This window comes from Massilia sp. NBRC 108631 (genome assembly GCF_059704565.1).
Map to the genome: position 1 here is coordinate 27999 of NZ_BAAKJE010000018.1, position 23915 is coordinate 51913.

Annotated in this window: 19 protein-coding genes; 12 read left to right on the forward strand and 7 right to left on the reverse strand. The window is 66.0% G+C overall.

The genetic code is table 11. The features are described 5' to 3' along the window. Positions 1-2: 2 nt before the first annotated feature. Complete coding sequence (locus AC6H42_RS01540; protein ID WP_497547254.1) at positions 3-746, reverse strand: hypothetical protein; 744 nt, start codon at positions 744-746, stop codon at positions 3-5. 146 nt (positions 747-892) lie between these two features. Here AC6H42_RS01540 and AC6H42_RS01545 point away from each other — a divergent pair, with 146 nt between their 5' ends. Further along, complete coding sequence (locus AC6H42_RS01545) at positions 893-1450, forward strand: ATP-dependent Clp protease proteolytic subunit (protein WP_497547255.1); 558 nt, start codon at positions 893-895, stop codon at positions 1448-1450. 92 nt (positions 1451-1542) lie between these two features. Here the strand turns inward: AC6H42_RS01545 and AC6H42_RS01550 are convergent, their stop codons facing one another. Further along, on the reverse strand, positions 1543-1758 hold the full coding sequence (locus tag AC6H42_RS01550; RefSeq protein WP_157201063.1) for a hypothetical protein: 216 nt from the start codon (positions 1756-1758) through the stop codon (positions 1543-1545). A 223-nt stretch (positions 1759-1981) separates the two neighbouring features. Between AC6H42_RS01550 and AC6H42_RS01555 the strand changes: the two genes are divergently transcribed. Beyond that, positions 1982-4744: a DUF1631 family protein gene (locus AC6H42_RS01555; RefSeq protein WP_497547256.1), complete on the forward strand. Its 2763-nt coding sequence runs from the start codon at positions 1982-1984 to the stop codon at positions 4742-4744. A gap of 9 nt (positions 4745-4753) precedes the next feature. On the opposite strand, the gene AC6H42_RS01560 is transcribed toward AC6H42_RS01555, so the two are convergent. Both AC6H42_RS01560 and AC6H42_RS01565 read right to left on the reverse strand, forming a co-directional pair. Then, positions 4754-5257 carry a low molecular weight protein-tyrosine-phosphatase gene (locus AC6H42_RS01560; protein WP_497547257.1) on the reverse strand — a complete coding sequence of 168 codons (504 nt, stop codon included), beginning with the start codon at positions 5255-5257 and terminating at the stop codon, positions 4754-4756. After that, positions 5241-5573, reverse strand: a complete 333-nt coding sequence (locus tag AC6H42_RS01565; RefSeq protein ID WP_162249932.1) for a FlxA-like family protein — start codon at positions 5571-5573, stop codon at positions 5241-5243. The genes AC6H42_RS01560 and AC6H42_RS01565 overlap by 17 nt, the downstream gene beginning before the upstream one ends. A gap of 178 nt (positions 5574-5751) precedes the next feature. Between AC6H42_RS01565 and smc the strand changes: the two genes are divergently transcribed. The 6 genes from smc to AC6H42_RS01595 all read left to right on the forward strand — a co-directional run bounded on the left by smc (position 5752) and on the right by AC6H42_RS01595 (position 15765). Beyond that, positions 5752-9279 (forward strand): chromosome segregation protein SMC, encoded by a 3528-nt coding sequence (smc, locus tag AC6H42_RS01570; RefSeq protein WP_497547258.1) that lies wholly within the window; start codon positions 5752-5754, stop codon positions 9277-9279. Further along, entirely contained in the window at positions 9276-10454 is a 1179-nt protein-coding gene (locus AC6H42_RS01575; RefSeq protein ID WP_057157039.1) for a cell division protein ZipA C-terminal FtsZ-binding domain-containing protein, read from the forward strand. Before smc ends, AC6H42_RS01575 begins: the two co-directional genes overlap by 4 nt. Before the next feature lie 9 nt (positions 10455-10463). Beyond that, a complete protein-coding gene (ligA, locus tag AC6H42_RS01580; RefSeq protein ID WP_497547259.1) occupies positions 10464-12812 on the forward strand; it encodes an NAD-dependent DNA ligase LigA in 2349 nt (782 codons plus the stop codon). Next, complete coding sequence (gene galU / locus AC6H42_RS01585; RefSeq protein WP_057157041.1) at positions 12809-13708, forward strand: UTP--glucose-1-phosphate uridylyltransferase GalU; 900 nt, start codon at positions 12809-12811, stop codon at positions 13706-13708. Before ligA ends, galU begins: the two co-directional genes overlap by 4 nt. Next, positions 13705-14241, forward strand: coding sequence for a peptide deformylase (def, locus tag AC6H42_RS01590; protein WP_057157042.1), 537 nt, complete (start codon positions 13705-13707; stop codon positions 14239-14241). The genes galU and def overlap by 4 nt, the downstream gene beginning before the upstream one ends. Positions 14242-14343: 102 nt before the next feature. Continuing rightward, positions 14344-15765, forward strand: coding sequence for a serine hydrolase domain-containing protein (locus AC6H42_RS01595; protein WP_497547260.1), 1422 nt, complete (start codon positions 14344-14346; stop codon positions 15763-15765). Between the two features lie 132 nt (positions 15766-15897). On the opposite strand, the gene recJ is transcribed toward AC6H42_RS01595, so the two are convergent. Together recJ and AC6H42_RS01605 are read right to left on the reverse strand one after the other, a co-directional pair. Further along, on the reverse strand, positions 15898-17592 hold the full coding sequence (gene recJ, locus AC6H42_RS01600; protein ID WP_057157044.1) for a single-stranded-DNA-specific exonuclease RecJ: 1695 nt from the start codon (positions 17590-17592) through the stop codon (positions 15898-15900). Beyond that, positions 17589-18635, reverse strand: coding sequence for a hypothetical protein (locus AC6H42_RS01605; protein ID WP_497547261.1), 1047 nt, complete (start codon positions 18633-18635; stop codon positions 17589-17591). The genes recJ and AC6H42_RS01605 overlap by 4 nt, the downstream gene beginning before the upstream one ends. Before the next feature lie 122 nt (positions 18636-18757). Between AC6H42_RS01605 and AC6H42_RS01610 the strand changes: the two genes are divergently transcribed. From AC6H42_RS01610 to AC6H42_RS01625, 4 genes are read left to right on the forward strand one after another with little or no spacing between them, the layout of a single operon-like run. Beyond that, positions 18758-20032, forward strand: coding sequence for a lipoprotein-releasing ABC transporter permease subunit (locus AC6H42_RS01610; RefSeq protein WP_057157046.1), 1275 nt, complete (start codon positions 18758-18760; stop codon positions 20030-20032). An 8-nt stretch (positions 20033-20040) separates the two neighbouring features. Then, on the forward strand, positions 20041-21306 hold the full coding sequence (locus AC6H42_RS01615) for a lipoprotein-releasing ABC transporter permease subunit (protein WP_057157047.1): 1266 nt from the start codon (positions 20041-20043) through the stop codon (positions 21304-21306). After that, entirely contained in the window at positions 21299-21988 is a 690-nt protein-coding gene (gene lolD / locus AC6H42_RS01620; protein WP_057157048.1) for a lipoprotein-releasing ABC transporter ATP-binding protein LolD, read from the forward strand. Before AC6H42_RS01615 ends, lolD begins: the two co-directional genes overlap by 8 nt. 2 nt (positions 21989-21990) lie before the next feature. Beyond that, positions 21991-22791, forward strand: a complete 801-nt coding sequence (locus AC6H42_RS01625; protein WP_057157049.1) for a TatD family hydrolase — start codon at positions 21991-21993, stop codon at positions 22789-22791. Positions 22792-22871: 80 nt separating this feature from the next. Here the strand turns inward: AC6H42_RS01625 and AC6H42_RS01630 are convergent, their stop codons facing one another. Then, a complete protein-coding gene (locus AC6H42_RS01630; RefSeq protein WP_497547262.1) occupies positions 22872-23843 on the reverse strand; it encodes a trypsin-like peptidase domain-containing protein in 972 nt (323 codons plus the stop codon). Positions 23844-23915: the final 72 nt, after the last annotated feature.

The window sequence follows — 23915 nt, forward strand, 5'->3', positions numbered from 1 at the left end:
GGTCATTTCCGGATCAAATGCCGGAAGCTTGGCTCAATGTTCCTCGCGTGCAGGAACTGAATGATGTCCTCCAGTGTGGCGTCTTTCAGCAGCAGCCCGTCGGCCGGCGCGGACGCGGGCGCGGAGGAGGGCGACGGCGGCGGGGCGCTTTGCTCGGCAACGGGCGCCTGCTGCAGCAGGCTGAGCGCATGCCGGAATTGCTCATCACTGATGCTGTGCAGCCCGTCCAGCAGGGCTGCTTGCCCGGCGTGGGGCGGCGGCATTTCCAGTCCCGATTCTTCCGCAAACGAGGCGCCCAGCCCGGGATTGATGAAGGCGGCCCATTTGCCGGTGCTCTGATGCAGGCAGGGTGGCACATCCATCAGGGCGCTGCCCGGTGGCGGCAGGTCGGGCACATATTTGGTCCACAGGAGCGCTGCGAAGCGCTGCGCCAGCGCTTCCGGCACCGCCGTGGCCAGCGACAGCCACAGGCCGTAGCCGCTGTCGCCGGAAATGCTCACCGCCGGCGCAGGCAAGCCCAACTCCGCCTGCAGCGCATTCGCCACGTCGCACAGCTGGGTCCAGTGCTGCGCCTCCAGGCCGCCCGCGACAGGGCGGAACGGGATGGCGATGGCGCGCGTGCGGCCATCCGCAACCAGCCGCACGTCCACGCCGGTCTGGCCCTGGGCGCGTTGCGCCAGCAGGTTGGTCTGCTTGGCGCCGCCGGGAAGGTAGAGTCTGGTTAATGCCGAAGTGAGGTTGTCCATCTGATTCCTTATGATCTGGGCCAGATTGTAGCGCGGCTGGCGCCGGACCGCGGTGTTGCCGTCCCGCGCACGAATGCCGTCCTGTCCCGCTATGAGGCGCTATGTTTTGTTAGAATCATTGCATGCATAAAAGTGAGGATACATTCATGGAAGACCAGGACAAACTGCAGGGCCATTCGTGGTTTACCCTGTCCGGCGACGTCAACAGCGACATGGTGCACCGCATGTTCGACGCGGCGGCGGACATGAGCGAGGACATGGTGACCGATGCGCACGTGCTGCTGCAGTCGAACGGCGGCTACGTGAGCGACGGCATCTGCCTGTACAACTACATGAGCAAGCTGCCGGTCCGCTTCCACCTTTACAATGCCGGCGCCGTGGCGTCCATCGCGGTGATCGTTTTCCTGGCCGGCCACAAGCGCTACGCCAGCAGCACCGCCCGATTCATGGTGCACAAGTCGCATGCCAGCGCGCCGTCCGGGGCGCGGCCCGATGCGCTGCGCATCATCGTCGAAGGCTTGCAGGCGGACGACGCCCGCACGGAGGAAATTCTGCGCAGCCATGTGCAGTTCAGCGAGGAGCACTGGCGCACCCATGCCTATTCGGACTTGCACCTGACCGCCGCCGAGGCCGTCAAGGTGAACATGATTGACAAGGTAAGCGACTTCCGTCCGCCGCCGGGCCGCCGCATCACCAATATCTGAGTCCGAGGTCCGGGTCCGAGGCCTGAGCCCAACGCGAAACCGCCCGGCCGAGCGGGCCGGGCGGCGGGGGGGCGCGCGGACAGCGATGCTGCCTAGCGGTTGCGCGAACCGCTGCGGCTGGTGCTGCGGCTGACCTCGCTGCGTGCCTCGTCGCTGCGCGAACGGCGGCTCTCTTCCTTGCGGTCGATGGCGCCGCCCTGCATGTCGGCGCGGCCTACCGAGGCCGATCCCGGTGCTCCCGATTGACGGCTGGCGCTGTTGGCATCACTATCTTTGCTCGGCCGGTCGCTTCTTTGCTTCGATTTCATGTCGCTGTCCTTTATGCAGTGAGGGAAAAATCAAACAAAATCACTATTTGTTTCTCGCGGGCTATTGCCAGATGGCAAGAATGTGCAAGAATGTGGTATCGCGGCTGTTAACATGAAATGGACAGGCCGGCCGCGCAGCCTGCCGCATTCAGGTTAGACCATGCTTTCACATCCGACAACTCCGGCAGCGCCAAAAAAAGCGGTCACCCCGCGGCATGCGCTATTGGAGAACCTGATCGAGATCGTCAAACGGCATGTGGGCGATCAATTCCTCGATTTCACCACCCGGATCGCCGCCGCGCTGGTCGACGTGGCAGATGGCGGCGGCGACGTGCGCGAACTCCAGGCCCGCATCCGCGCGGGCAATCTGTTGCGGAATGATCACTACCGCTACCTGAACCTGGCCCTCAGGGAGTTGGAGCGCGCGCTGCGGCAAGAGATCGCCGAACTGGCGCCCGGCGCCAAGGTCAAGCCGCGCGTGCTGGACCAGCCGCTGTCGCTGGTGTCGCTTGAAGAGATGGACAGCAAGGTCACGCTGGGCGGCATCAGCAAGCCGTTCGAAGTGCAATATTCGGATGCGCTGGCGACGCTGAACGTGCGCCTGGCCTTCCTGCTGGACCGCGACATTCTGCGGGTAAACCAGAATCCCTTCCGTCCGGAAGTGCTCCTGAATGCGCTGCAGCTGGCCTGGCTGGAGTTCAATCCGGACGAGGAGGCGGCGGGGATGCTGCTGGGCTTGCTCAAGCCCGGCATGTTCATGGAATTGTCGGCCATGCTGGAGGAGCTGAGCCTGACCTTGCAGCGCAAGGGCGGGTTGCCCGGTTCGGCGGAGGGCCACAAGCTGCGCAAGGCGGATTCGCACGACGCCAGCAGCGCCAGTCCGGCGCGCAAGCGCAAGCAGCAGGCCGAACTGGCCCAGCAGTTGCGGCAGTTCTTCTCGGCTACGCAGGACGCGCCGCTCGATCCCGATCTGATCATTCCCGATCTGCCCGATATTGCCAACTTGAAGGCGGGTGCGTGGGCGCAGGGCGCCGCACAAGGACCGCTGGGCGGCGTGGCGAACGAGGTGGCGCAACGGGCGGTGCAAACCGCAGCCAAGCAGCCGCTGATGAATTACCTGGCGCAGGTGCAGCAGAGCGCCATGCCCGCCGCCGGCTTCCTGATGGCGGGCGCGCAGGGCGGCGGCGTGGCCGTGCCTTACCCGGGCTTTGCGACCGGCTTCGCCCCGGCGGGCGCAGGGCAGGCGGGCGTCGGTGTGGGAGGGGCTGCGCCGGCAGGCGCCGGATTGCCCGCCGCAGCAGCTGCCGCTGGACATGGGGGCGGCTTCGGCGCTGCGGCGCCAGGCATGGCCGGCTTGTCCGGCGCGCATGGCGCGGCCGGAATCGCAGCCGGTGCTGGCGGTACCGGATGGGCCGCGCCAGGCGCGGCGCATGGCGGCTATCCCATGCCGGCCACTGGCTTCGTGCCGGCCGAGGGCATGGTGGCGGTGCCGGCCGGCAGCTTTGCGGTCCCGGTCAGCCTGGCGGGCTTGCCGGGTATGGCGGCTATGGCGGCTTTGGCGGGCGGCGTTTCCGCCGGCGGCCAGGGCAGTGCGCAGGGCGGCAGCGCGCAAGGCCTGCTCGGCCTGCTGAACGCCGCGGCCAGCGCCGCAGGCGTGCAGGGCATCGCCAGCCTGGGTGCCGCGGCGCATACGGGAGATGGCGTTGCCGGCAGCGCTGCGCCCAACGTCTTCTACCTGCCCAACATCAAAAAGAACGCCCCGCAGGGCAGCCTGACGCGCTCGGACGAAAGCACCATCGACCTGCTGTCGGCCATCTTCGACACGGTCTTCCGCGACCAGAATATTTCGCAGGAAATCCGCGACCTGATCCGTTTCCTGCAAATCCCCGTGCTGAAAGCGGCGCTGGTCGACAAGGACTTCTTCTTCCAGGACAGCCATCCGGCGCGGCGCATGATAGACCTGCTGTCCAAGATGGGTTGGGAGCAGCGCAAGAGCCCGGAAGATCCGCTGTTCCAGGCCATGCAGCGCAGCGTCGAACGCGTCGGCCGCGACCACGACCTGGAGGTGTCCGCTTTCAGTGAAGCGGTGCAGGAGCTGGAAGCGTCCATCAAGGCCGAGGAGGCCGCGTCGGCGGCGGCCATCGCCGAGCCGATTGCCGCCGCGCTGAAGCAGGAGAAGATGGCCGTGGCCGCCAAGTCCGCCAAGAATGCCGTCGCCCTGCGCATTGGCACCGGCGAAGTGATCGCCATGGTGGAGGCCTTCCTCGAGAACAAATGGGTGTCGGTGCTGACCATCGCCTACAGCGTGGAAGACGGCAAGCCGGGCGCGGTGCAGAACGCCACGCAGACCATGGACGACCTGATCTGGAGCGTGCGGCCGAAAATTACCGGCGATGAACGCAAGCAGCTGATTTCCAAGCTGCCCAAGTTGCTCTCCACGCTGAACAAGTGGCTGGACGTGATTCGCTGGCAGGACGCGGACCGCCTGCAGTTTTTCGCCGAGCTGGCCGAGTGCCACGCCTCCATCGTGCGCGCGCCGCTGGAACTGTCGCCGGAGCGGCAGGTGGAAATCGCGCTGGAGGTGGCGCAGAAAGCCGCCGAGCGCCGCCTGGAGCTGGAGGCGAAGGCTGCCGAAGCGGCCGCCCAAACGCAGCCCGAACCGCAGCTGGCGCTGGACGACGACGCCAGCATCGAGGCCGACGGCCTGGCGCGCGGCATGTGGCTGGAGTTCGACCAGGACGACGGCAGCACCCGCAAGGTCAAGCTGGCCTGGATCAGTCCATTGCGCACGCTCTACATTTTCTCCACCAGTGCGCGGCAGGAAGCGTTCTCGCTGTCGGGTGAAGCCCTGGTGCAAAAATTCCGCGACCACAGCGTGCGCGCGGTGCGCACCGAAGGCGTGGTGGCGCGCGCCCTGTCCGCCGCCATGGGCGGCCTGGCCGTCAACGACGACAATCTCGATCCCCCGGCCGGCGTGGCGGCCTGATCCGTCCTTTCAGGCTTTCTTCAGCGCGGCGATCAGGCCGTCGGACGCATCCTCGATATAGTCCAGCACCCGGTCGAAGCCGTTGGCGCCGCCGTAGTACGGGTCCGGCACCACGTCCGAGTCGGAGCGGGTGGCGTACTGCATGAACAGGGCCAGCTTGTGGCGGTGCTGGGGCGGGCAGGCAGCTTGCAGGCGGGCGAAATTCTCGTGGTCCATGGCCAGCACGTGGTCGTAGTGCGCGAAGTCGCTGGCCGACACTTGCCGCGCGCGCTGCGCGCTCAGGTCGTAGCCGCGCAACGCGGCGTGGCGCGCGGAGCGTGCGTCCGGCGGATTGCCGACGTGGTAGGCGTGGGTGCCGGCCGAATCGATCTCAAGCTGGAGCCCTGCCGCTTCGGCACGCTGGCGGAACACGCCTTCGGCGGTCGGCGAGCGGCAGATGTTACCCATGCAGACGAACAGCACGGCCGGTTTGCGGCCGCCGGCCGGGCCGGCCGGATCACCAGGCGGGGCCATAGGCGTCCTTCCACTTGTCCTTCTCTTCGGGCTCGGGCAGCGGTTCCGGCACAGGCTGCCCGCGGCGCCTGGCGCGCAGTTGCAGCTCGGCGATCTGCGCCTCCGCCATCGCTACCTGGGCTTGCATGTCGATGATCTGCTTCATGATGGCCATGCGTTCTTTCGGATCGGTGGCCTCCATCAGCGCCTTGCGCAAGGTCTGGATTTTCTTCAGCAGGCCCTTGATCTGCGAGCGCAGCATGGCGATGCGCGCCGGCGTATCCATGCTGGCGGCGGTCCTGTTCGAGCCGGCCCCGGCTCCCGCTTGTATCTGCAAAATGTTCTCCCAATGTGGCGGGCGGACCTGCCCGGCGCCGCCAGTATAGCAAGGCGCCCGCGCACGGGCGGTTAGAGGCCGGCCTCGCCCCGCAGCGCACGCGTTTTTAGCCTGAATCCGGCTTTGAAATGGTATGATAAGCCACTTTTCATTGTGGCAATTCAATTCGTCCCAAAACGTGCGTCTATCTTCCATTAAATTGTCGGGATTTAAGTCGTTTGTCGATCCCACCAATTTCCAGGTGCCCGGGCAGCTGGTCGGCGTGGTAGGTCCCAACGGGTGCGGCAAATCGAACATTATCGATGCCGTGCGATGGGTGCTGGGCGAATCGAAAGCGTCGGAACTGCGCGGCGAATCGATGCAGGACGTGATCTTCAACGGTTCCACGCACCGCAAACCGGCCGGCCGCGCCTCGGTCGAACTGGTGTTCGACAACAATGACGGCAAGGCTTCCGGCCAGTGGGGCCAGTATGCCGAAATCGCGGTCAAGCGCACGCTCACACGCGACGGCACTTCCACCTATTACATCAACGGCCAGCCGGTGCGCCGGCGCGACATCCAGGACATCTTCCTCGGCACCGGCCTCGGTCCGCGCGCCTACGCCATCATCGGCCAGGGCATGATCTCGCGCATCATCGAATCGCGCCCGGAAGAGCTGCGCGTATTCCTGGAAGAGGCGGCAGGCGTGTCGAAGTACAAGGAGCGCCGCCGCGAGACCGAGAACCGCCTGCACGACACGCGCGAGAACCTGCTGCGGGTGGAAGACATCCTGCGCGAACTGAACGCCAACCTGGACAAGCTGGAGGCGCAGGCCGCCGTGGCGCACCGCTTCCACCAGCTGCAGGCCGACCAGGACGAGAAGCAGAAGCTGCTCTGGCTGCTGCGCAAGAACGAAGCGCAGTACGAGCAGACCAAGTTCTTCCGCGAGGTGGAGCAGGCGCAGACCGACCTCGAAGAGCAGACCGCCAAGCTGCGCAACGTGGAGCTGACGCTGGAGCAGATGCGCCAGTCGCACTTCGCTGTCGGCGACCGCCTGCACACCGCGCAAGGCCACCTGTACCAGACCAACTCCGAGATCGGCAGCCTGGAAGCGCAGATCAAGTTCGTGGTCGAGTCGCGCACTCGCTTGCAGAACCAGCTGGGCACCCTGACCGCGCAGCGCGACCAGTGGCAGAGCCAGGCGGCCGAATACACCGAGCAGATCGAAGAGGCCGAATTCAACCTGGAAGAGCTGTCGGCCAAGGTGGAGCAGGCGCGCATGATGGCCGAGCAGAAGGCCGAATCGTTGCCGGTGCTGGAAGCGGCATGGCGCGCGGCGCAGGACAAGAGCAGCGAATCGCGCGCCCGCATCATGCAGGCGCAGCAGCAGCTGGAACTGGAGTCGGCGCACCAGCGCAACGCCAGCAATATTCTGAACGGCCTGGCGGTGCGGCGTGAACGCCTGCAGCAGGAAAAGAACGCACTCAGCCTGCCGGACTCGGCGCACCTGTCCAACCTGAAGCTGCAGCTGGAGGAAAAGCAGCAGGCGCTGGAAGAGCAGGCCTACCACCTGGAAGAGGCGCTGGAGCAGCAGCCCAGGCTGGAAGCAGAGCGCCAGGACGCGCAACTGCAGGTGAACGCCGAGGCGGCCGCCAATGCGCAACTGGAAGCGCGTTTGAACGCGCTGCGCCAGTTGCAGGAGCGCGTACAGACCCAGGGCAAGGTCACGCCCTGGCTGCAGAAGCACGAACTGGACGCGCTGCCGCGCCTGTGGCAGAAGCTGCAGATCGAGGCGGGCTGGGAGACGGCGATGGAAGCCATCCTGCGCGAACGCACTTCGGCGCTGCAGGTGTCCAACATCGAATGGGCCAGGCACTTTTTCAGCGACGCGCCGCCGGCCAAGCTGGCGCTGTTCGCTCCGGGCGCGTCGGCGCCCGCCATGCAGCAGGAGCAGCTCGGCCTCAAGCCCTTCATCTCGCTGCTCAAGCTGAACGATTCGGGCTTGCGCGCCGTGCTGCAGGACTGGCTGCACAACGTCTTCATCGCCGACGACGCGGACGCCGCCTTCAAGGCGCGCGGCACGCTGCCTGCTGGCGCCTTGTTCGTCACCGCGCAGGGCCACGTCATCACGCAATCGAGCGTGCGTTTCTATGCTGCCGACGCGGAGCAGGACGGCATGCTGGCGCGCCAGCAGGAGATCGACAACATCACCAAGCAGCTGCGCGCCCAGACCATCCTGGCCGACGAGGCGCGCGCCCGCTCGGTGCGCGCGGACGCCGCCGTGGCGGCCCATGCGCGCAATCTGGCCGAGCTGCGCCAGAAGGTGCAGCAGCTGCAGCAGTCGGTGCACGCGCTGCAAATCGAAGTGGTGAAACTGTCCGAGATCGAAGCGCGCTTTAACCAGCGCAGCACGCAGATCGCGTCCGACCTGGCGGAAATCGCCGCGCAGGAAGCGGAGCAGATGCAGGTCAAGCTGGAGTCCGAAGAGAAGTTCGAGCAGCTCGATATGGAGCTGGGCAACCTGCAAGGAGAGCATGAGGATGGCCAGACCGTCTTCATGGAAAAGGAACAGAAGCTGGCCGACGCGCGCCAGGCGCTGCGCGACCTGGAACGCGGCGCGCAGGAAGCCGAATTTGCCGAGAAGTCCCAGCGCAGCAAGATCGACGAACTGCGCCGCAGCATCGCCACCGCCACCACGCAGGCGGCGCAGGTGGCCGACAGCCTGAGCGCCGGCCAGCGCGAACTGGCAAGCCTGGAGGCCGGCACCGCCAGCGAAGGCTTGCAGGAGCTGCTGGACCGCCGCACGCAGCAGGAACGCGCGCTGTCGGACGCGCGCCATGAGCTGGACCAGATCACGCAGCAGCTGCGCTCCTTCGAGGACGCGCGCATGAACAACGAGCGCAGCCTGCAGCCGCAGCGCGACAAGATCATGGAGCTGCAGCTCAAGGAGCAGGCCGCGCGCCTGAACCAGGAACAGTTTGCCGCGCAGCTGGCCGAAGCGGGCGCCGACGAGGCCGCGCTGGGCGAAAAGCTGAACCCGGACATGAAGCCGTCCTACCTTCAGGGCGAGGTCACGCGCTTGAACAACGCCATCTCCATGCTGGGCGCGGTCAACCTGGCGGCGCTCGACGAGCTGGCGCAGGCGTCCGAGCGCAAGAATTTCCTCGATTCGCAGAACGCGGACCTGACCGAGGCGATCAACACGCTGGAAGACGCCATCGCCCGCATCGACAAGGAAACGCGCGACCTGCTGCAGGACACGTTCGACCGCGTCAACGGCCACTTCTCCGAGCTGTTCCCCATCCTGTTCGGCGGCGGCCAGGCCAAGCTGATCATGACCGGCGACGAGATCCTGGACTCCGGCGTGCAGGTCATGGCGCAGCCGCCGGGCAAGAAGAACGCCACCATTCACTTGCTCTCGGGCGGTGAGAAAGCGCTGACGGCAACCGCGCTGGTGTTCTCCATGTTCCGCCTGAACCCGGCGCCGTTCTGCCTGCTCGACGAGGTCGATGCACCGCTGGACGACGCCAATACGGAACGTTTCTGCCGCATGGTGAAACGGATGTCCGACCAGACCCAATTCCTCTTCATTTCGCACAACAAGATTGCGATGGAGATGGCCAATCAACTGATCGGTGTGACGATGCAAGAGCAGGGCGTATCGCGCATCGTGGCGGTGGATATGGAAGCCGCCGCCAACTTCGCTTCCGAGGCACAAGCAGCATGACAGATCTTCAAATGAGTTTGATCGCAGCCGGCGGCGTCTTTATCGTCGGCGTTTTCTCGTACAACAAGTGGCAGGAGTACAAGGCCAAGAAAACCGTGGAACGGGCCTTCTCGTCCGACCACGACGACGTCTTGATGCGGCCCGACGGCGAGCCCGCCGCGCCGCGCCACGAGCCCAGTTTTTCGCTGGATGACGACGCGGCCACCGCCGCCGGCGGCGCGGCTGCGGCACGCGCGCATGGCTACGACGCTGACGATACGCATGCCACAGCCGGCACGGCTGCGGGCGCCGGCGCAGCCACCGGCGCGAGCGAGGCCGACGGCGAAGCCTACGTGCCTCCCGTGCATCCGGCTGGCACATTGACGCCCGCCGCCGAGCAGGCCACCGCGCTGGTGGACCCGCTGATCGACTGCCTGCTGCCGCTGGCGCTGGAGGCGCCGGTGCGCGGCGACAAGATCCTGCCGGTGCTGCAGAAGCTGCGCCTGGTGGGCAACAAGCCGGTGCACTACATCGGCCTGCACGTGAACGGCGACTGGGAACCCATCGTCCACGGCGGCGTGTACACCGAGCTGCAAGGCGGCGTGCAGCTGGCCAGCCGCAGTACCGCGCTGAACGAACTCGAATATTCCGAACTGGTGACGCGCCTGCGCGCCATGGCCGACGAGATCGGCGCCGAGCCGGCCATCCCGGACATGATGGAAGTAATGGCCGAGGCCAAGACGCTGCACCGCTTCGTCTCCAGCCACGACGCCCAGCTGGGTGTTAACCTGCACACCAACGGCGCGCCGTGGGCCATCAGTACGCTGCTCGGTGCGCTGGAGAAGCAGGGCTTCGACGTGCGCCCCGACGGCCGCTACGTTATGCCGGACGGCGAAGGCGGGCACCTGTTCTCGCTGTCGACCAACGTCACGCTGGCAGAGGAAACTACGCCGCGCCTGACGCTGCTGCTGGACGTGCCCTGCGTGGCGCCGGCGCGCGACGGCTTCGGCGCCATGATCGCCTGCGCCAAGTCGCTGGCGGGCCGCCTGGACGGCACCATCGTGGACGACTACAGCCAGCCGCTGTCGGACCAGGCGCTGGCCGAAATCGCCGGCCAGGTGCGCGACTTCTACGCCGATATGGAATCGTCCGACATCCCAGCCGGTTCCACCCGCGCGCTGCGCCTGTTCTGCTAAGGGTGCGCAATGAGTGACAAGGAATACCAGGCCAAGGTTGAACGCGCGGCCTGGCTGACGGCCGAATTGAACCGCCATCTGCACGCTTACCACGTGCTCGATGCGCCCACCATTCCGGACGCCGAGTACGACCAGCTCTACCTCGAGCTGCAGAAACTGGAAACCGAATACCCTGCGCTGCAAGAGCAGGATTCGCCAACCTTGCGGGTGGGCGCTGCGCCGCTGCCGCAGTTCGCGCAGGTGACGCACACGGTGCCCATGCTGTCGCTGAACAATGGCTTTAGCGACGAGGACGTGGAGAACTTCGACCGCCGCGTGCGCGAAGGCCTGGACGTGCTGCAGGTGGAGTACGCCGCCGAAGTGAAGTTCGACGGCCTGGCCATCAACCTGCGCTATGAAAACGGCCTGTTCGTGCAGGCCGCCACGCGCGGCGACGGCTACACCGGCGAGGACGTCACCGCCAATATCCGCACCATCAAGGGCATTCCGCTGCGCCTGCACGGCAGCAATGTGCCCACGCTGCTGGACGTGCGCGGCGAGGTGCTGATGTACAAGCGCGACTTCGAGAAGATGAATGAACGCCAGCGCGAAGCCGGCCAGAAGGAATTCGTCAATCCGCGCAATGCGGCCGCAGGCAGCTTGCGCCAGCTCGACTCGCGCATCACCGCGCAGCGCGCGCTGAGCTTCTTCGCCTACGGCATTGGCGCGCTGGAAGGCGCCGAGATGCCCGAATCGCATTCCGCGCTGCTGGACTGGTACCACGCGCTCGGCCTGCCGGTGGCCAGGGAGCGCGCCGTGGTGCGCGGCGCGGCCGGGCTGCTGGAGTACTACCAGAGGATCGGCCGTGAGCGGCCAGGCATGGCGTATGAAATCGACGGCGTGGTCTACAAGGCCAACAAGCTGTCCGACCAGCGGCAGCTCGGCTTCGTTTCGCGCGCGCCGCGTTTCGCCATCGCCCACAAATTCCCGGCCGAAGAAGCCACCACCATTGTGCACGACATCGAAGTGCAGGTGGGCCGCACCGGCGCCATCACGCCGGTGGCGCGCCTGGAGCCGGTGTTCGTGGGCGGCGTGAACGTCACCAACGCCACGCTGCACAACGAGGGCGAAGTGCAGCGCAAGGACGTGCGCGTGGGCGATACCGTGATTGTGCGCCGCGCCGGCGACGTGATCCCCGAAGTGCTGGCCGTGGTGCTGGAAAAGCGCCCGCAGCCGGAGCCGCCGCGCTACGTGCTGCCCAAGGTGTGCCCGGTGTGCGGCTCGCACGTGGTGCGCGAAGAGGGCGAAGCGATTGCGCGCTGCTCCGGCGGCCTGTTCTGCCGCGCGCAGCGCAAAGAGGCCATCCGTCACTTCTCGGGCCGCCGCATGATGGACATCGAAGGCCTGGGCGACCGCTACATCGACAACCTGGTCGAATGCGACCTGGTCACGCGCGTGGCCGACTTGTACAAGCTGACGCTGGACGACCTCTTGAAGATGAAGCGCCTGGCCGATGAACGCGACGGCACCACGCCGGAGACCGTCCAGCAAGGCAAGATCGCCACCAAGTGGGCGGACAACCTGCTGGAAGCCATCGCCGCCAGCAAGAAACCGCCGCTGGAGCGCCTGCTGTTCGCGCTGGGCATACGCCACGTGGGCGAATCGACCGGCAAGACGCTGGCCGAATGGCTGGGCCGCTTCGACCTGATCCGCCGCGCCCCGGTCGCGCTGCTGCGCGTGCTGCCCGATATCGGCGGCACCGTGGCGGAATCCATCGCCGAATTTTTCGCCGAGCCGAAGAACCAGGAAGCCATCGACGCACTGCTGGCGGCGGGCGTCACGCCGCAAGGCGAGCATCCGCCCAGCGCCAAGCTGCGCGAGAAGCTCGACACCGTCAAGCTGATGGCGGCCCTCGGCATCCCCAAACTCACCGAGCCGCGCTGCAAGCAGCTGGTGGAGCAGGAAGTGACGCTGGAAGTGCTGGCCCACCTGGGCGTGTTCTCCGTGTTCGGCCTGCCTGCGGCGGTGGTGTCCGCGCTGGAAGAATGGATGGCGCAGCCAGGCCACCGCGAGCAGCTGCTGGCGCTGGACGCGCTGCGCAAAGACCTGCTGGCGCAGTTGCCGGAAGCGATAGAGGTGGCCGGCGCGCTGAGCGGCAAGACCTTTGTGCTGACCGGCACGCTGCCTAAGCTGAGCCGCGACCAGGCCAGCGCCATGATCGAGGCGGCCGGCGGCAAAGTAGTCGGCTCGGTGTCGAAAAAAACCGGCTACGTGGTGGCCGGCGCCGAGGCGGGCAGCAAGCTGGCCAAGGCGGAAGAACTGGAAATCCCTATCCTTGACGAAGCAGGGCTGCTGGCCCTGCTGGAGAACAATAAATGACGCAAATCCGTAAAGCCGTATTCCCTGTTGCAGGCCTGGGCAGCCGTTTTCTGCCCGCCACCAAGGCGCAGCCGAAAGAGATGCTGCCTATTGTCGACAAGCCGCTGATCCAGTACGCGGTGGAGGAGGCCGTCGCTGCCGGCATCACCGACATGATCTTCATTACCGGCCGCAACAAGCGCGCCATCGAAGACCATTTCGACAAGGCCTACGAACTGGAAGCCGAGCTGGAGGCGGCACAGAAGACCGCGCTGCTGGAGCAAGTGCGCAACATCATCCCCAAGCACATCAACTGCATCTTCATCCGCCAGTCCGAGCCGCTTGGCCTGGGGCATGCCGTACTGTGCGCGCGACCCGTGGTGGGCGACGAGCCGTTCGCCGTGCTGCTGGCCGACGACTTCATGGACACCGACAACGGCGCCCGCCCGGTGCTGGCGCAGATGACCGAAGTGTACTCCTACGAACGCGCCACCATCCTGGCGGTGCAGGACGTGCCGCGCGCGAACACGCGCCAGTACGGCATCGTCAGCGCCTCGCCTTACCAGAGCAGGCTGGAGCTGGTCTCGGGCATCGTGGAAAAACCGCAGCCGGAAGAGGCGCCTTCGACGCTGGCGGTGGTGGGGCGCTATGTGCTGTCCGGCCGCATCTTCGAACACCTCGAACACCTGGGCGCGGGCACCGGCGGCGAAATCCAGCTCACCGACGGCATCGCCGCGCTGATGAAGCACGAGCGCGTGCTGGCCTACCGCTACGACGGCACGCGTTACGACTGCGGCTCGAAGCTGGGCTACCTGAAAGCCACCACCGCCATGGGCCTGAAGCATCCTGAAATGGCCGGCGAATTCCGCAAATACCTGCAGGAGATGCAGCTGGAACTGGGAGCAGGAACGAAATGACGGTCCGTGAAATCCTGAAAATGGGCGACCCGCGCCTGCTGCGGGTGGCCGAACCGGTGCGCGAGTTCGACACCCCGGAACTGCACGCGCTGATCGCGGACATGTTCGACACCATGCACGCCGCCAACGGCGCTGGCCTGGCTGCGCCGCAGATCGGCGTCAACCTGCAACTGGTGATCTACGGCTTCAAGAACAACGTCCGCTACCCGGACGCGCCGCAAGTGCCGGAGACGGTGCTGATCAATCCCGTGCTGACGGCGATTACGGACGAGAAGGAAGCCGGCTTCGAAGGCTGCCTGTCCGTGCCCGGCCTGCGCGGCAGCGTGGCGCGCTTCAAGAAGCTGCATTACGAAGGCGTGGACCAATACGGCAAGCCCATCGTGCGCGACGCGGAAGACTTCCATGCGCGCGTGGTGCAGCACGAGGTGGATCACCTGCACGGCATCCTCTACCCAATGCGGATCACCGACTTCAGCCAGTTCGGCTACACCTCGGTGATGTTCCCGGATCTCGATCCGAACGACGACGATTGAGCATCAGGCGCGAGCTGGCAGTGAGCAGAAGGCGCATGCAGGCTACAGCGAAATTACGGCGATATACTCATGCGCCGGGTGGGCGGTTAAATGGAGAACAATATGTTTCGAGTTTTGCTTGCCTGTCTCTTGATGGTCGGCACCGCCGCAAAGGCGGACAATATCGAGCGCGACCTCGATGCCATCGTACAAAGCTACGGCAAGGTCGGCATATTCACCGGCACGGTGCTGGTGGCGCATGACGGCAAGATCGTCTACGAAGCGGCCGTGGGCCTGGCCAATCGCGAGACCAATGAGCCAAACCGCGCCAACACGCGCTTTAACATTGGCTCCATCGGCAAGACCTTCACCGCGGTGTCCATCTTGCAGCTGGCCGAAGCGGGCAAGCTCAAACTAAGCGACCCGATCTCGCGCTTCCTTCCCGACATCCCTTACGCGGAGAAGGACACGATCACCGTCGCCCACTTGCTGAACCACTCGGCCGGCACCGGCAACTACATGGCGCACAAGGACTTCGCCGCGAACATGGGCAAGCTGCGCACCATTGACGCCTTCCTGCCCCTGATTTACGACCAGCCGCCCAGCTTTGCGGCCGGCAGCCGCTTCCAGTATTCGAATTCGGGCATGGTGCTGCTCGGCGCCGTCGTCGAAAAAGCCAGCGGCCAGTCCTACCGCGACTACTTGCGCGACCATATCTTCAAGCCTGCCGGCATGACTGACAGTTCGCTCACCCTCGAAGACGAGCCACTGCCTAACCGCTCGATCGGCTACACCCGCAACGGCGACGGCAGCATAAGCTCCAACGTGAGGTCAGTACCCCCGCCGTCGTCCGATGGCGGCATGCGCACGACCACGCGCGATATGCTGCGCTACGATCAGGCGCTCAAGCGAACGGCGTTGTTGTCCGAAGCGAGCAAGGCGGCGATGTGGACCCCTGTGGGACCGGACAGGGAATATGCCTTCGGCTGGCAGCGCAAGAGCGCTTTCGGCGACACCGTCGTCGGCCATAATGGCGGCGCGCCCGGCATCAATGCGGTGTTCAGCCGCTACCAGGGCAGCGGCTATACGGTCATCGTCCTGTCCAACACGGGCATGGGAGCAAGCGACGTTGCTGAAAAGGTCGAGGCGCGCCTGTACGGCAAACCGGTGCAGCTGGCCGTGCAGGCCGATTCCGACATGATGCTAGCCCTCGATCTGGTGATGCGCGGCGACTTGCGCGGCGCCGCCAAGCTGTATGACCGCAATCCGGGCCACGCGCCGTCGGTGTACCAGGCTGCAAGAACCCGCATCGACGGCGGCTATGAAGCCACCGAGGCGATAGCACTGCTGGACCGCTACCTGCGCTTCGACGCCGCAGTCCAAGTGGCGCCTCCCGCTGGGGCCTGGTGGCGCAAAGGCATGGCCTACGAGCAGCTGGGCGACAAGGCCAAGGCGCGCGCGAGCTACATGCAGTCGCTGGCGCTCGATCCCGCGTTCGACAAGGCCAGGCAGGCGCTGGCGAAGCTCGACACGCCCAAGACCTGATGCCAGGCGTGGCGGGCGCGCGAATCGGGCGGCGCTTCCGCTTCGGGGGGAAAGCAGTCGAACATACAGACTGGAGAGCATTCGGTAGTGCAGGTGGCTACGCGTGCCCGCTGGCCCCGGAGGGCGCACGTTTTATGCCGGTTCTGCGTGTTCGACCATCAGCTGGACCTTGGTGGTGCCGTTGTATTCGTTGGCGTCCAGCCTGAAGGCGACGCGGGCGCGCTCGCCGATGGAGTCGGTGTGGCCGAACCAGATGGCGTCGTAGCGGGTGCCGTTCTTTTCCAGCAGCAGCTTGAGGTGGCGTTCTTTCAGGATGCGCTGGCTGACGACACGGAATTCGTCGCAGAATACCGGCGGCGCAAAACCCTGTCCCCATACCTGGCCGTCCATCAGTTCGATGAACTGGGTGGTGTAGTAGGCGTCTTCCAGCGGGCCGTCGGTTTCGATCACGCGCTCCAGTTGCTGCTCCGTCAGCCATGCGCGGCCGACGGCTTCGAAGGCTTCCGAGAACGCGTCGAAGGCGTCGGCGCGCAGGCTCAGGCCCGCCGCCATGGCGTGGCCGCCGAACTTGTCGATCAGGCTGGGGGCGCGCTTCGATACCAGGTCCAGCGCGTCGCGCATGTGGAAGCCGGGGATGGAGCGGCCGGAGCCCTTGATCCAGCCGTCGCCCGCCGGCGCGAAGGTGATGGTGGGGCGGAAGAACTTCTCTTTCAGGCGCGAGGCGACAATGCCGATCACGCCCTGGTGCCAGGTTTCGTCGAATACGCTGATGGTGCTGCTGGCGGCCGGTTCGAAGCGGTCCAGGTGCAGCAGGGCCGCGTCCTGCATCTCGGCTTCGATCTCGCGGCGTTTCAGGTTGATCTCGTTGAGTTGCTGCGCCAGTTGCCAGGCGCGGTCCTCGTCGTCGGTGAGCAGGCACTCGATGCCGAGCGACATATCCTCCAGGCGTCCGGCCGCGTTCAGGCGCGGGCCGAGCGCGAAGCCCAGGTCGAACGGGCTGGCGGTGCGTGCCTGGCGGCCCGCGACGCGGAACAATGCGGCCACGCCGGGATGCATGCGGCCGGCGCGCATGCGCTTCAGGCCTTGCGCCACCAGGATGCGGTTGTTCGGGTCGAGCTTCACCACGTCGGCCACGGTGCCCAGCGCCACCAGGTCCAGCAGGTGGTCCAGCTTGGGCTGGGTGGCGGCGTCGAACACGCCGCGGCGGCGCAGTTCGGCACGCAGCGCGAGCAGCACGTAGAACACCACGCCAACGCCTGCCAGGTTCTTGCTGGGGAAGCCGCAGGCCGGCTGGTTGGGGTTGACGATGACGCGCGCGTCCGGCAGCACGTCGGCCGGCAGGTGGTGGTCGGTGACGACGACTTCGATGCCGCGCCGGTTCGCTTCGGCCACGCCGTCGATGCTGGCGATGCCGTTGTCCACCGTGATGATGATGTCCGGCTGCTTTTCGCGCGCCGTCAGGGCCACGATTTCAGGCGTGAGACCATAGCCGTACTCGAAGCGGTTGGGCACGATGAAGTCCACGTTGGCGCCCATGGCGCGCAGGCCGCGCAGGGCCACGGCGCAGGCGGTGGCGCCGTCGCAGTCGTAGTCGGCCACGATCACCATGCGCTTTTGCGCGGCGATGGAGTCGGCCAGGAACACGGCGGCGGCGTCGATGTGCAGCAGGCCGGAAGGCGCGATCAGCGCGGCCAGTTCGCTCGACAGGTCTTTCGGATCGGTCAGGCCGCGCGCGGCGAACAGGCGGGCCAGTACAGGGTGGATGCCGCCCTGGCGCAGCATTTCCGAGGTGCGGAAGGGGCAGGGGCGGGTGGCGATACGTGTCATGGCGTCAACTTGGTGAGGGCGGGCTTGCGCCAGAACTTGCGCAAAGAGCCCTTGGTGATGGTGAACTCGGCCAGCTTCAGGTGGCTGCTGAAGACCAGCTTCAGGCTGCCCAGGCGGCCGGCTTTCAATGCCGCAAGCAGGGGTGCGAACCATTGCTGTTCGATCTGCTGCATGTGGGCCAGCCAGGGCGACCAGTCGCCCGCTTTGCCGACCGGGATCAGCTCGCCCAGCACCACCACGGCGTCGCCGGCCAGCGGCAGGACCTGTTCGGCCGTGGCGGCGCGCAGGGCGGGATCGGCCAGCAGCGTGAGCCACGCCGGACAGTTCGCCACCGCCAGTGTGCCGGCGGCGCCTGCAGCGGTGCCTGGGATTGCCGGCGCGCCGGCCCACAGCCAGAACGAATTTACCGGCTGCAGCCCGCGCTGCTGGCGCGCTTCGTTCACCGGATGCTCGTGCCACAGCATCTGCACTTCATTTTGCAGCTTGCGGAAGGCACGCTTGGCGTCGCCCTCGGGCATCCAGTCGGCCAGGTTGTCGTTCACCGCGGCGTCGGGCGAGGCGGTGCGCAGTTCGCTCCAGTCGTCCGCGCGCATGAACCACATGTCCGGCGCGGCGTAGATCAGCGGTTTGCCCACTTCATCGAAGTAGGGCTTGACCAGGTCGAACAGCGCACGGGAGTCGGCATCGTTCACGTTCAGGGAGCGCGGATCGCCCAGCACCATGTGGGTGCGGGTCAGTTGCAGGTGCACCGGCTGCACGGCAAACCAGTAGCCTTCCGGCTGCGCCACGCCCAGCGCGCGCATCATGGCGGGGGCAAAGGGGGCGTTGTCGGATGGCGCACCGTATGCTGCGGCGCTGAAGGCGCGCGACAGCCAGCTTTCGTGCGGCAGCAGGCGGTTGCCGCCGTCTTCCTCCGACACGCGATACGTGCTATTGCGTTCAAGCAACATTTCCAGCGACGGCACTTGCAGGGCGCGGGCCAGGTCGGAGGCGAGTTCGGGCGGGGTGAGGGCGAAGGGCAGGACGAGGGTAAGCTGATTCATAACCCGCGATTGTATCAGTCCGCCGCCTCCAGCTTGCCGGCATGGTGCGGTGTTTCACTCACGAAATGTGATTTGTATGGCACACTTCGGGCTCGGAACGTAATTCATCTTTCACAGGGCCCATGAGCATCATCAAGAATCTGCCTTTCGAATGGCTGGTCGGCCTGCGCTACACGCGCGCGGGCAAGCGCAGCGGGCGCAACAGCTTCATTTCCTTTATCTCCGCCATCTCCATGCTGGGCATTGGCCTGGGTGTAGCCGCGCTGATCGTGGTGCTGTCGGTCTACAACGGTTTTCAGAAGGAAGTGACCGAGCGTATGGTGTCCGTGCTGGGCCATATCGAGATGTACGACCTGCGCGGCGGCGGCCTGCGGGACTGGCAGGGCACGGCCAGGGAAGCGTTCAAGAATCCTGAAGTGCGCGGCGCCGCGCCTTTCGTCGAGACCCAGGCCATGCTGATACACGGCAGCGACAAGCTGCGTCCAGCCATCGTGCGCGGCATCCTGCCGCAGGCCGAGGCTACCGTGTCCGACGTGAGCAAGCAGCTCAAGCAGGGCAGCTTCGATGCGCTGCAGCCCGGCTCGTTCAATATCGTGCTGGGCGTGGGGCTGGCCAAGGCGCTGGACGTGGATGTGGGCGGCAAGGTCGCCCTGGCGCTGGCCCAGCGCGGCGAGAACATGATGAGCGGCGGTGCGCCGAGCATGCGCTATTTCACGGTGACCGGCATCTTCGAGGCCGGCCACAACGAATTCGATTCAGGCCTGGCCTACGTCCATCTCGGCGACGGCATGGAGCTGCTGCACCTGGACCTGCCGTTCGCGCTGCGCCTGCGCGTGGCGGACGTGCAGAGCGCGCCGGAAGTGGCGCACCAGCTGAAGCTGTCGGTGCCGGGCGAGCTGCTGGTGCGCGACTGGTCCAAGCAGAACGCCAACTGGTTCGCGGCGGTGCAGACGCAGAAGAACATGATGTTCATTATCCTCACACTGATTATCGCGGTGGCCGCCTTCAACCTGGTGGCCACGCTGGTGATGACGGTGACCGACAAGCAGGCCGATATCGCCATCTTGCGCACGCTGGGGGCTTCGCCGCGCTCGGTGATGCATGTGTTCATGGTGCAGGGCGCGCTGGTGGGCATTATCGGCACCGCGCTCGGCGTGGCCGGCGGCGTACTGCTGGCCATGAACGTGGACGTGATCGTACCCGCGATCGAACGCATGCTGGGCATGAAATTCCTGGCCAAGGACATCTATTTCATCAGCGCCGTGCCGTCCGACCTGCGCTGGCATGACGTGACCGTGATCGCCGCCACGGCGGTGGCGCTGGCTTTCGTCGCCACCCTGTATCCGAGCTGGCGCGCCGCGCGCGTCAAGCCGGCCGATGCCCTGCGCTACGAGTGAATCAGAATATGTTTACGAATCTACCCTTTGAATGGCTGGTGGGCCTGCGTTACACGCGCGCAGGCAAGCGCAGCTCGCGCAACAGCTTCATCTCCTTTATCTCGCTGATCTCCATGGGCGGCATTGCCCTGGGCGTGGCGGCGCTGATCATCGTGCTGTCCGTGATGAATGGCTTCCAGAAGGAGGTCACCGGACGCATGCTGTCCGTGCTGGCCCACGTGGAGGTGTTCAACACCGGGGGCGACGGTATGCCGGACTGGGAGCAGCAGGCCAGGAACGCGTTCAAGAATCCGGAAGTGAAGGGCGCCGCGCCGTTCGTCGAGACCCAGGCCATGCTGCAGCACGGCGGCGACAACCTGCGCCCGGCCATTGTGCGCGGCGTGCTGCCGGAGCAGGAACCGAATGTGTCTGACGTGGCCAAGCACACCAAGTACGGCGACTTCAATGAACTGCGCCAGGGCGAATTCAACATCGTGCTCGGCATCGACCTGGCGCGCGCGCTGCAGGTGAACCTGGGCGACAAGGTCACCATGGCGCTGGCGCAGGGCACGGTTACGCCGGCCGGCATCGTGCCGCGCATGCGCTCGTTCACCGTGACCGGCATCTTCCAGGCCGGCCACGCGGAGTTCGACGCGGGCCTGGCCTTCATCCATATTGTCGATGCCGAAAAAATGCTGCGCTTGTCCGCGCCGGCCGGCCTGCGCCTGCGCCTGGCGGATATGCACCGCGCGCCGCAGGTGGCGGAAGACCTGAAAAAGATCATGCCGGCCGGGCTGGAGATGCGCGACTGGTCCAAGCTGAACGCGAACTGGTTCGCGGCGGTGCAGACCGAGAAGCGCATGATGTTCATCATCCTGGCGTTGATCGTGGCGGTGGCCGCGTTCAACCTGGTGTCCACGCTGGTGATGACGGTGACCGACAAGCAGCCCGACATCGCCATCCTGCGCACGCTGGGCGCGTCTCCCCAATCCATCATGCGCATCTTCGTGATCCAGGGGGCGCTGGTGGGCATCATGGGCGCCGCGCTGGGTGTGGCCGGCGGCGTACTGGTGGCTTCGAATATCGATGTGATCGTACCGTTTATTGAATCAACTTTGGGAGTGCAGTTCTTGTCTAAGGATATCTACTACATCAGCACCGTGCCTTCGGACATGCGCTGGCCGGACGTGACCAGGATCGGCGTGGTGGCGGTGGCGCTGGCCTTCCTGGCCACCATCTATCCAAGCTGGTGGGCCGCCCGTGTGAAACCTGCGGAGGCGCTGCGCTATGAATGACCAATCCATCGTCCTGTCCTGCCGTGGCCTCGGCAAGACCTTCACCCAGGGCACCTACTCGGTGCAGGTGCTGAACGGCATCGACATCGACGTGCGGCGCGGCGAGCGCGTGGCCATCGTCGGCGCGTCCGGTTCCGGCAAGTCCACGCTGCTGCACTTGCTGGGCGGGCTGGATACGCCGAGCAGCGGCAGCGTGACCCTGCTGGGCAAGGACTTCGCCACTCTGGGCGAACGCGAACGCGGCGACCTGCGCAACCAGTCGCTCGGCTTCGTCTACCAGTTCCACCATCTGCTGCCCGAATTCTCGGCGCTCGACAACGTGGCCATGCCGCTGATGATACGGCGCGTCAAGCGATCCATGGCGCAGGAAGAGGCGCAGAAGGTGCTCACGCGCGTGAACCTGGCCAAGCGCGTGACGCACGTGCCGGGCGAGCTGTCAGGCGGCGAGCGCCAGCGCGTGGCCCTGGCGCGTGCGCTGGTCACGCAGCCGGCCTGCGTGCTGGCCGACGAGCCTACCGGCAACCTCGATCACAGCACGGCGGAGCAGATTTTCGACTTGATGCTGGAGCTGTCGCGCACCCTGGGCACGGCCTTCGTCATCGTCACGCACGACCCCGAACTGGCGCGCCGCTGCGACCGCGTGCTGCGCCTGACCGATGAAGGCCTGCACCCGGAGAAGTAATCATGTGGATAGACACGCACTGCCACCTTGACGCGCGCGAGTACGGCGGCGCCTCGCTGGACGTGGCGCGCCAGGCCGCAGAGCAGGGCGTATCCATGATCGTCATACCGGCAATTGACCGGCACAACCTCGATACTGTGGCCGGGCTGGGCGCGCAGGCGCCGAACGCCTGCTACGGGCTGGGCATCCATCCCATCTGCGTGCCCAAATCCACCGACGACGACCTGGCCGCGCTGCGGGCCAAGGTGGAAGCGTCCATGGACGACCCGCGCTTCGTGGCCATCGGCGAGATCGGGCTGGACTTCTTCATTCCCGAACTGGCGGAACCGGCCATGCGCGAGAAGCAGGTGCATTTCCTGCGCGAGCAGCTCAGGATAGCGCGCGACTTCAAGCTGCCGGTGCTCACGCACGTGCGCAAGTCGCAGGACCAGGTGCTCAAGCAGGTGCGGCAGATCACGCCCAACGGCGGCATCGCGCACGCCTTCAACGGCAGTTTCCAGCAGGCGCAGGGCTATATCGACGTCGGCTTCAAGCTCGGCTTCGGCGGCAACATGACCTTCACGCGCGCATTGCAGATCCGGCGGCTGGCGGCCGAGCTGCCGCTGTCGGCGATCGTGCTGGAGACCGATGCGCCGGACATTTCGCCGGCCTGGGTCCACCCCGGCGTGAACACGCCGCAGCAGATCCCTCGCATCGGCGAAGTACTGGCCGAACTGCGCGGCATCGGCGTGGACGAAGTCCGCACCGCCACCGGCGCCAACGCGCGGTTTATCCTTCCCAGGATGTCCGGCCTGCTGGATTAGGCCAGCGTCCAGCGCATCGCTTGATGCCGCCGAACTGGATCGGTATCGTGTTTGGGCCCCATGGGCTCGATGTCCGGCGGTCAACCCATGCCACGCTGTTCGTCCACGTCGATCTTCACGCTGGATTTGGCGCCGTTGCGCCAGACCTCGGCCGTCACGGTCGATCCGGGACGCGCGCTGCCGATCAGCCGCGCCAGGTCGGCCGTTGTGGCCACCGTTTGCCCGTCCAGCGAGAGGATCACGTCGCCGGGCCGGATGCCGCCCCGGTGCGCCGGGCCGCCACGCTCGACTGCGGTGACCAGCGCGCCCTGGATGTCCGCGAGATCCAGTGTCTCGGCCAGCTGGTAGGTCAGCTCCTGCAGTTGCACGCCGATGCGCCCGCGCACCACCCGGCCGTGCTGGCGCAGCTGCTCCGAGATGTCCATCGCGATGTTGATGGGAATTGCGAACGAAATCCCCATGTAGCCGCCGGTCTGGCTGTAGATCTGGGAGTTGATGCCGATGACGTTGCCGCGCGTGTCGAACAGCGGCCCGCCCGAGTTGCCGGGATTGACGGCGACGTCGGTCTGGATGAACGGCACATAGCTGCCATTCGGCAGCAGGCGGCCCTTGGCGCTGACCACGCCGACCGTCACGCTGTTGTCGAACCCGAACGGGGAACCGATGGCGGCAACCCACTCGCCCGGTTCCATCCGCGCCGGGTCCCCGGCGTGCACGGTCTGCAGGCCGCTGGCGTCGATCTTGAGCAGCGCCACGTCGGTGTACGGATCGGCGCCGATCACCTTGGCCGGGTATTCGCGCTTGTTGGTCAGCCTCACGCGCACCGCGTCGGCGCCGTCGATCACGTGCGCGTTGGTCAGCACATAGCCGTCCGCCCGGATCACGAACCCCGACCCCACGCTGCCGATGTCGGCCTCGCCCGTGTCGGGCAGCCCGCCGAACCGGCGAAAAAACTCGTACAAGGGATGGTCGGGCGGAACCGGCGGCCGGGCAAGGGCGCGAACCGCGCTGATATTGACGACCGCGCCGCCTTGCTGTTTGACCAGATCCACAAAGCGCGGCAACTCAACCGCGCCGCTGCTGCCTGCGGACGGCGCAGACTGCGACAGCGGCGCGGGCGGTGG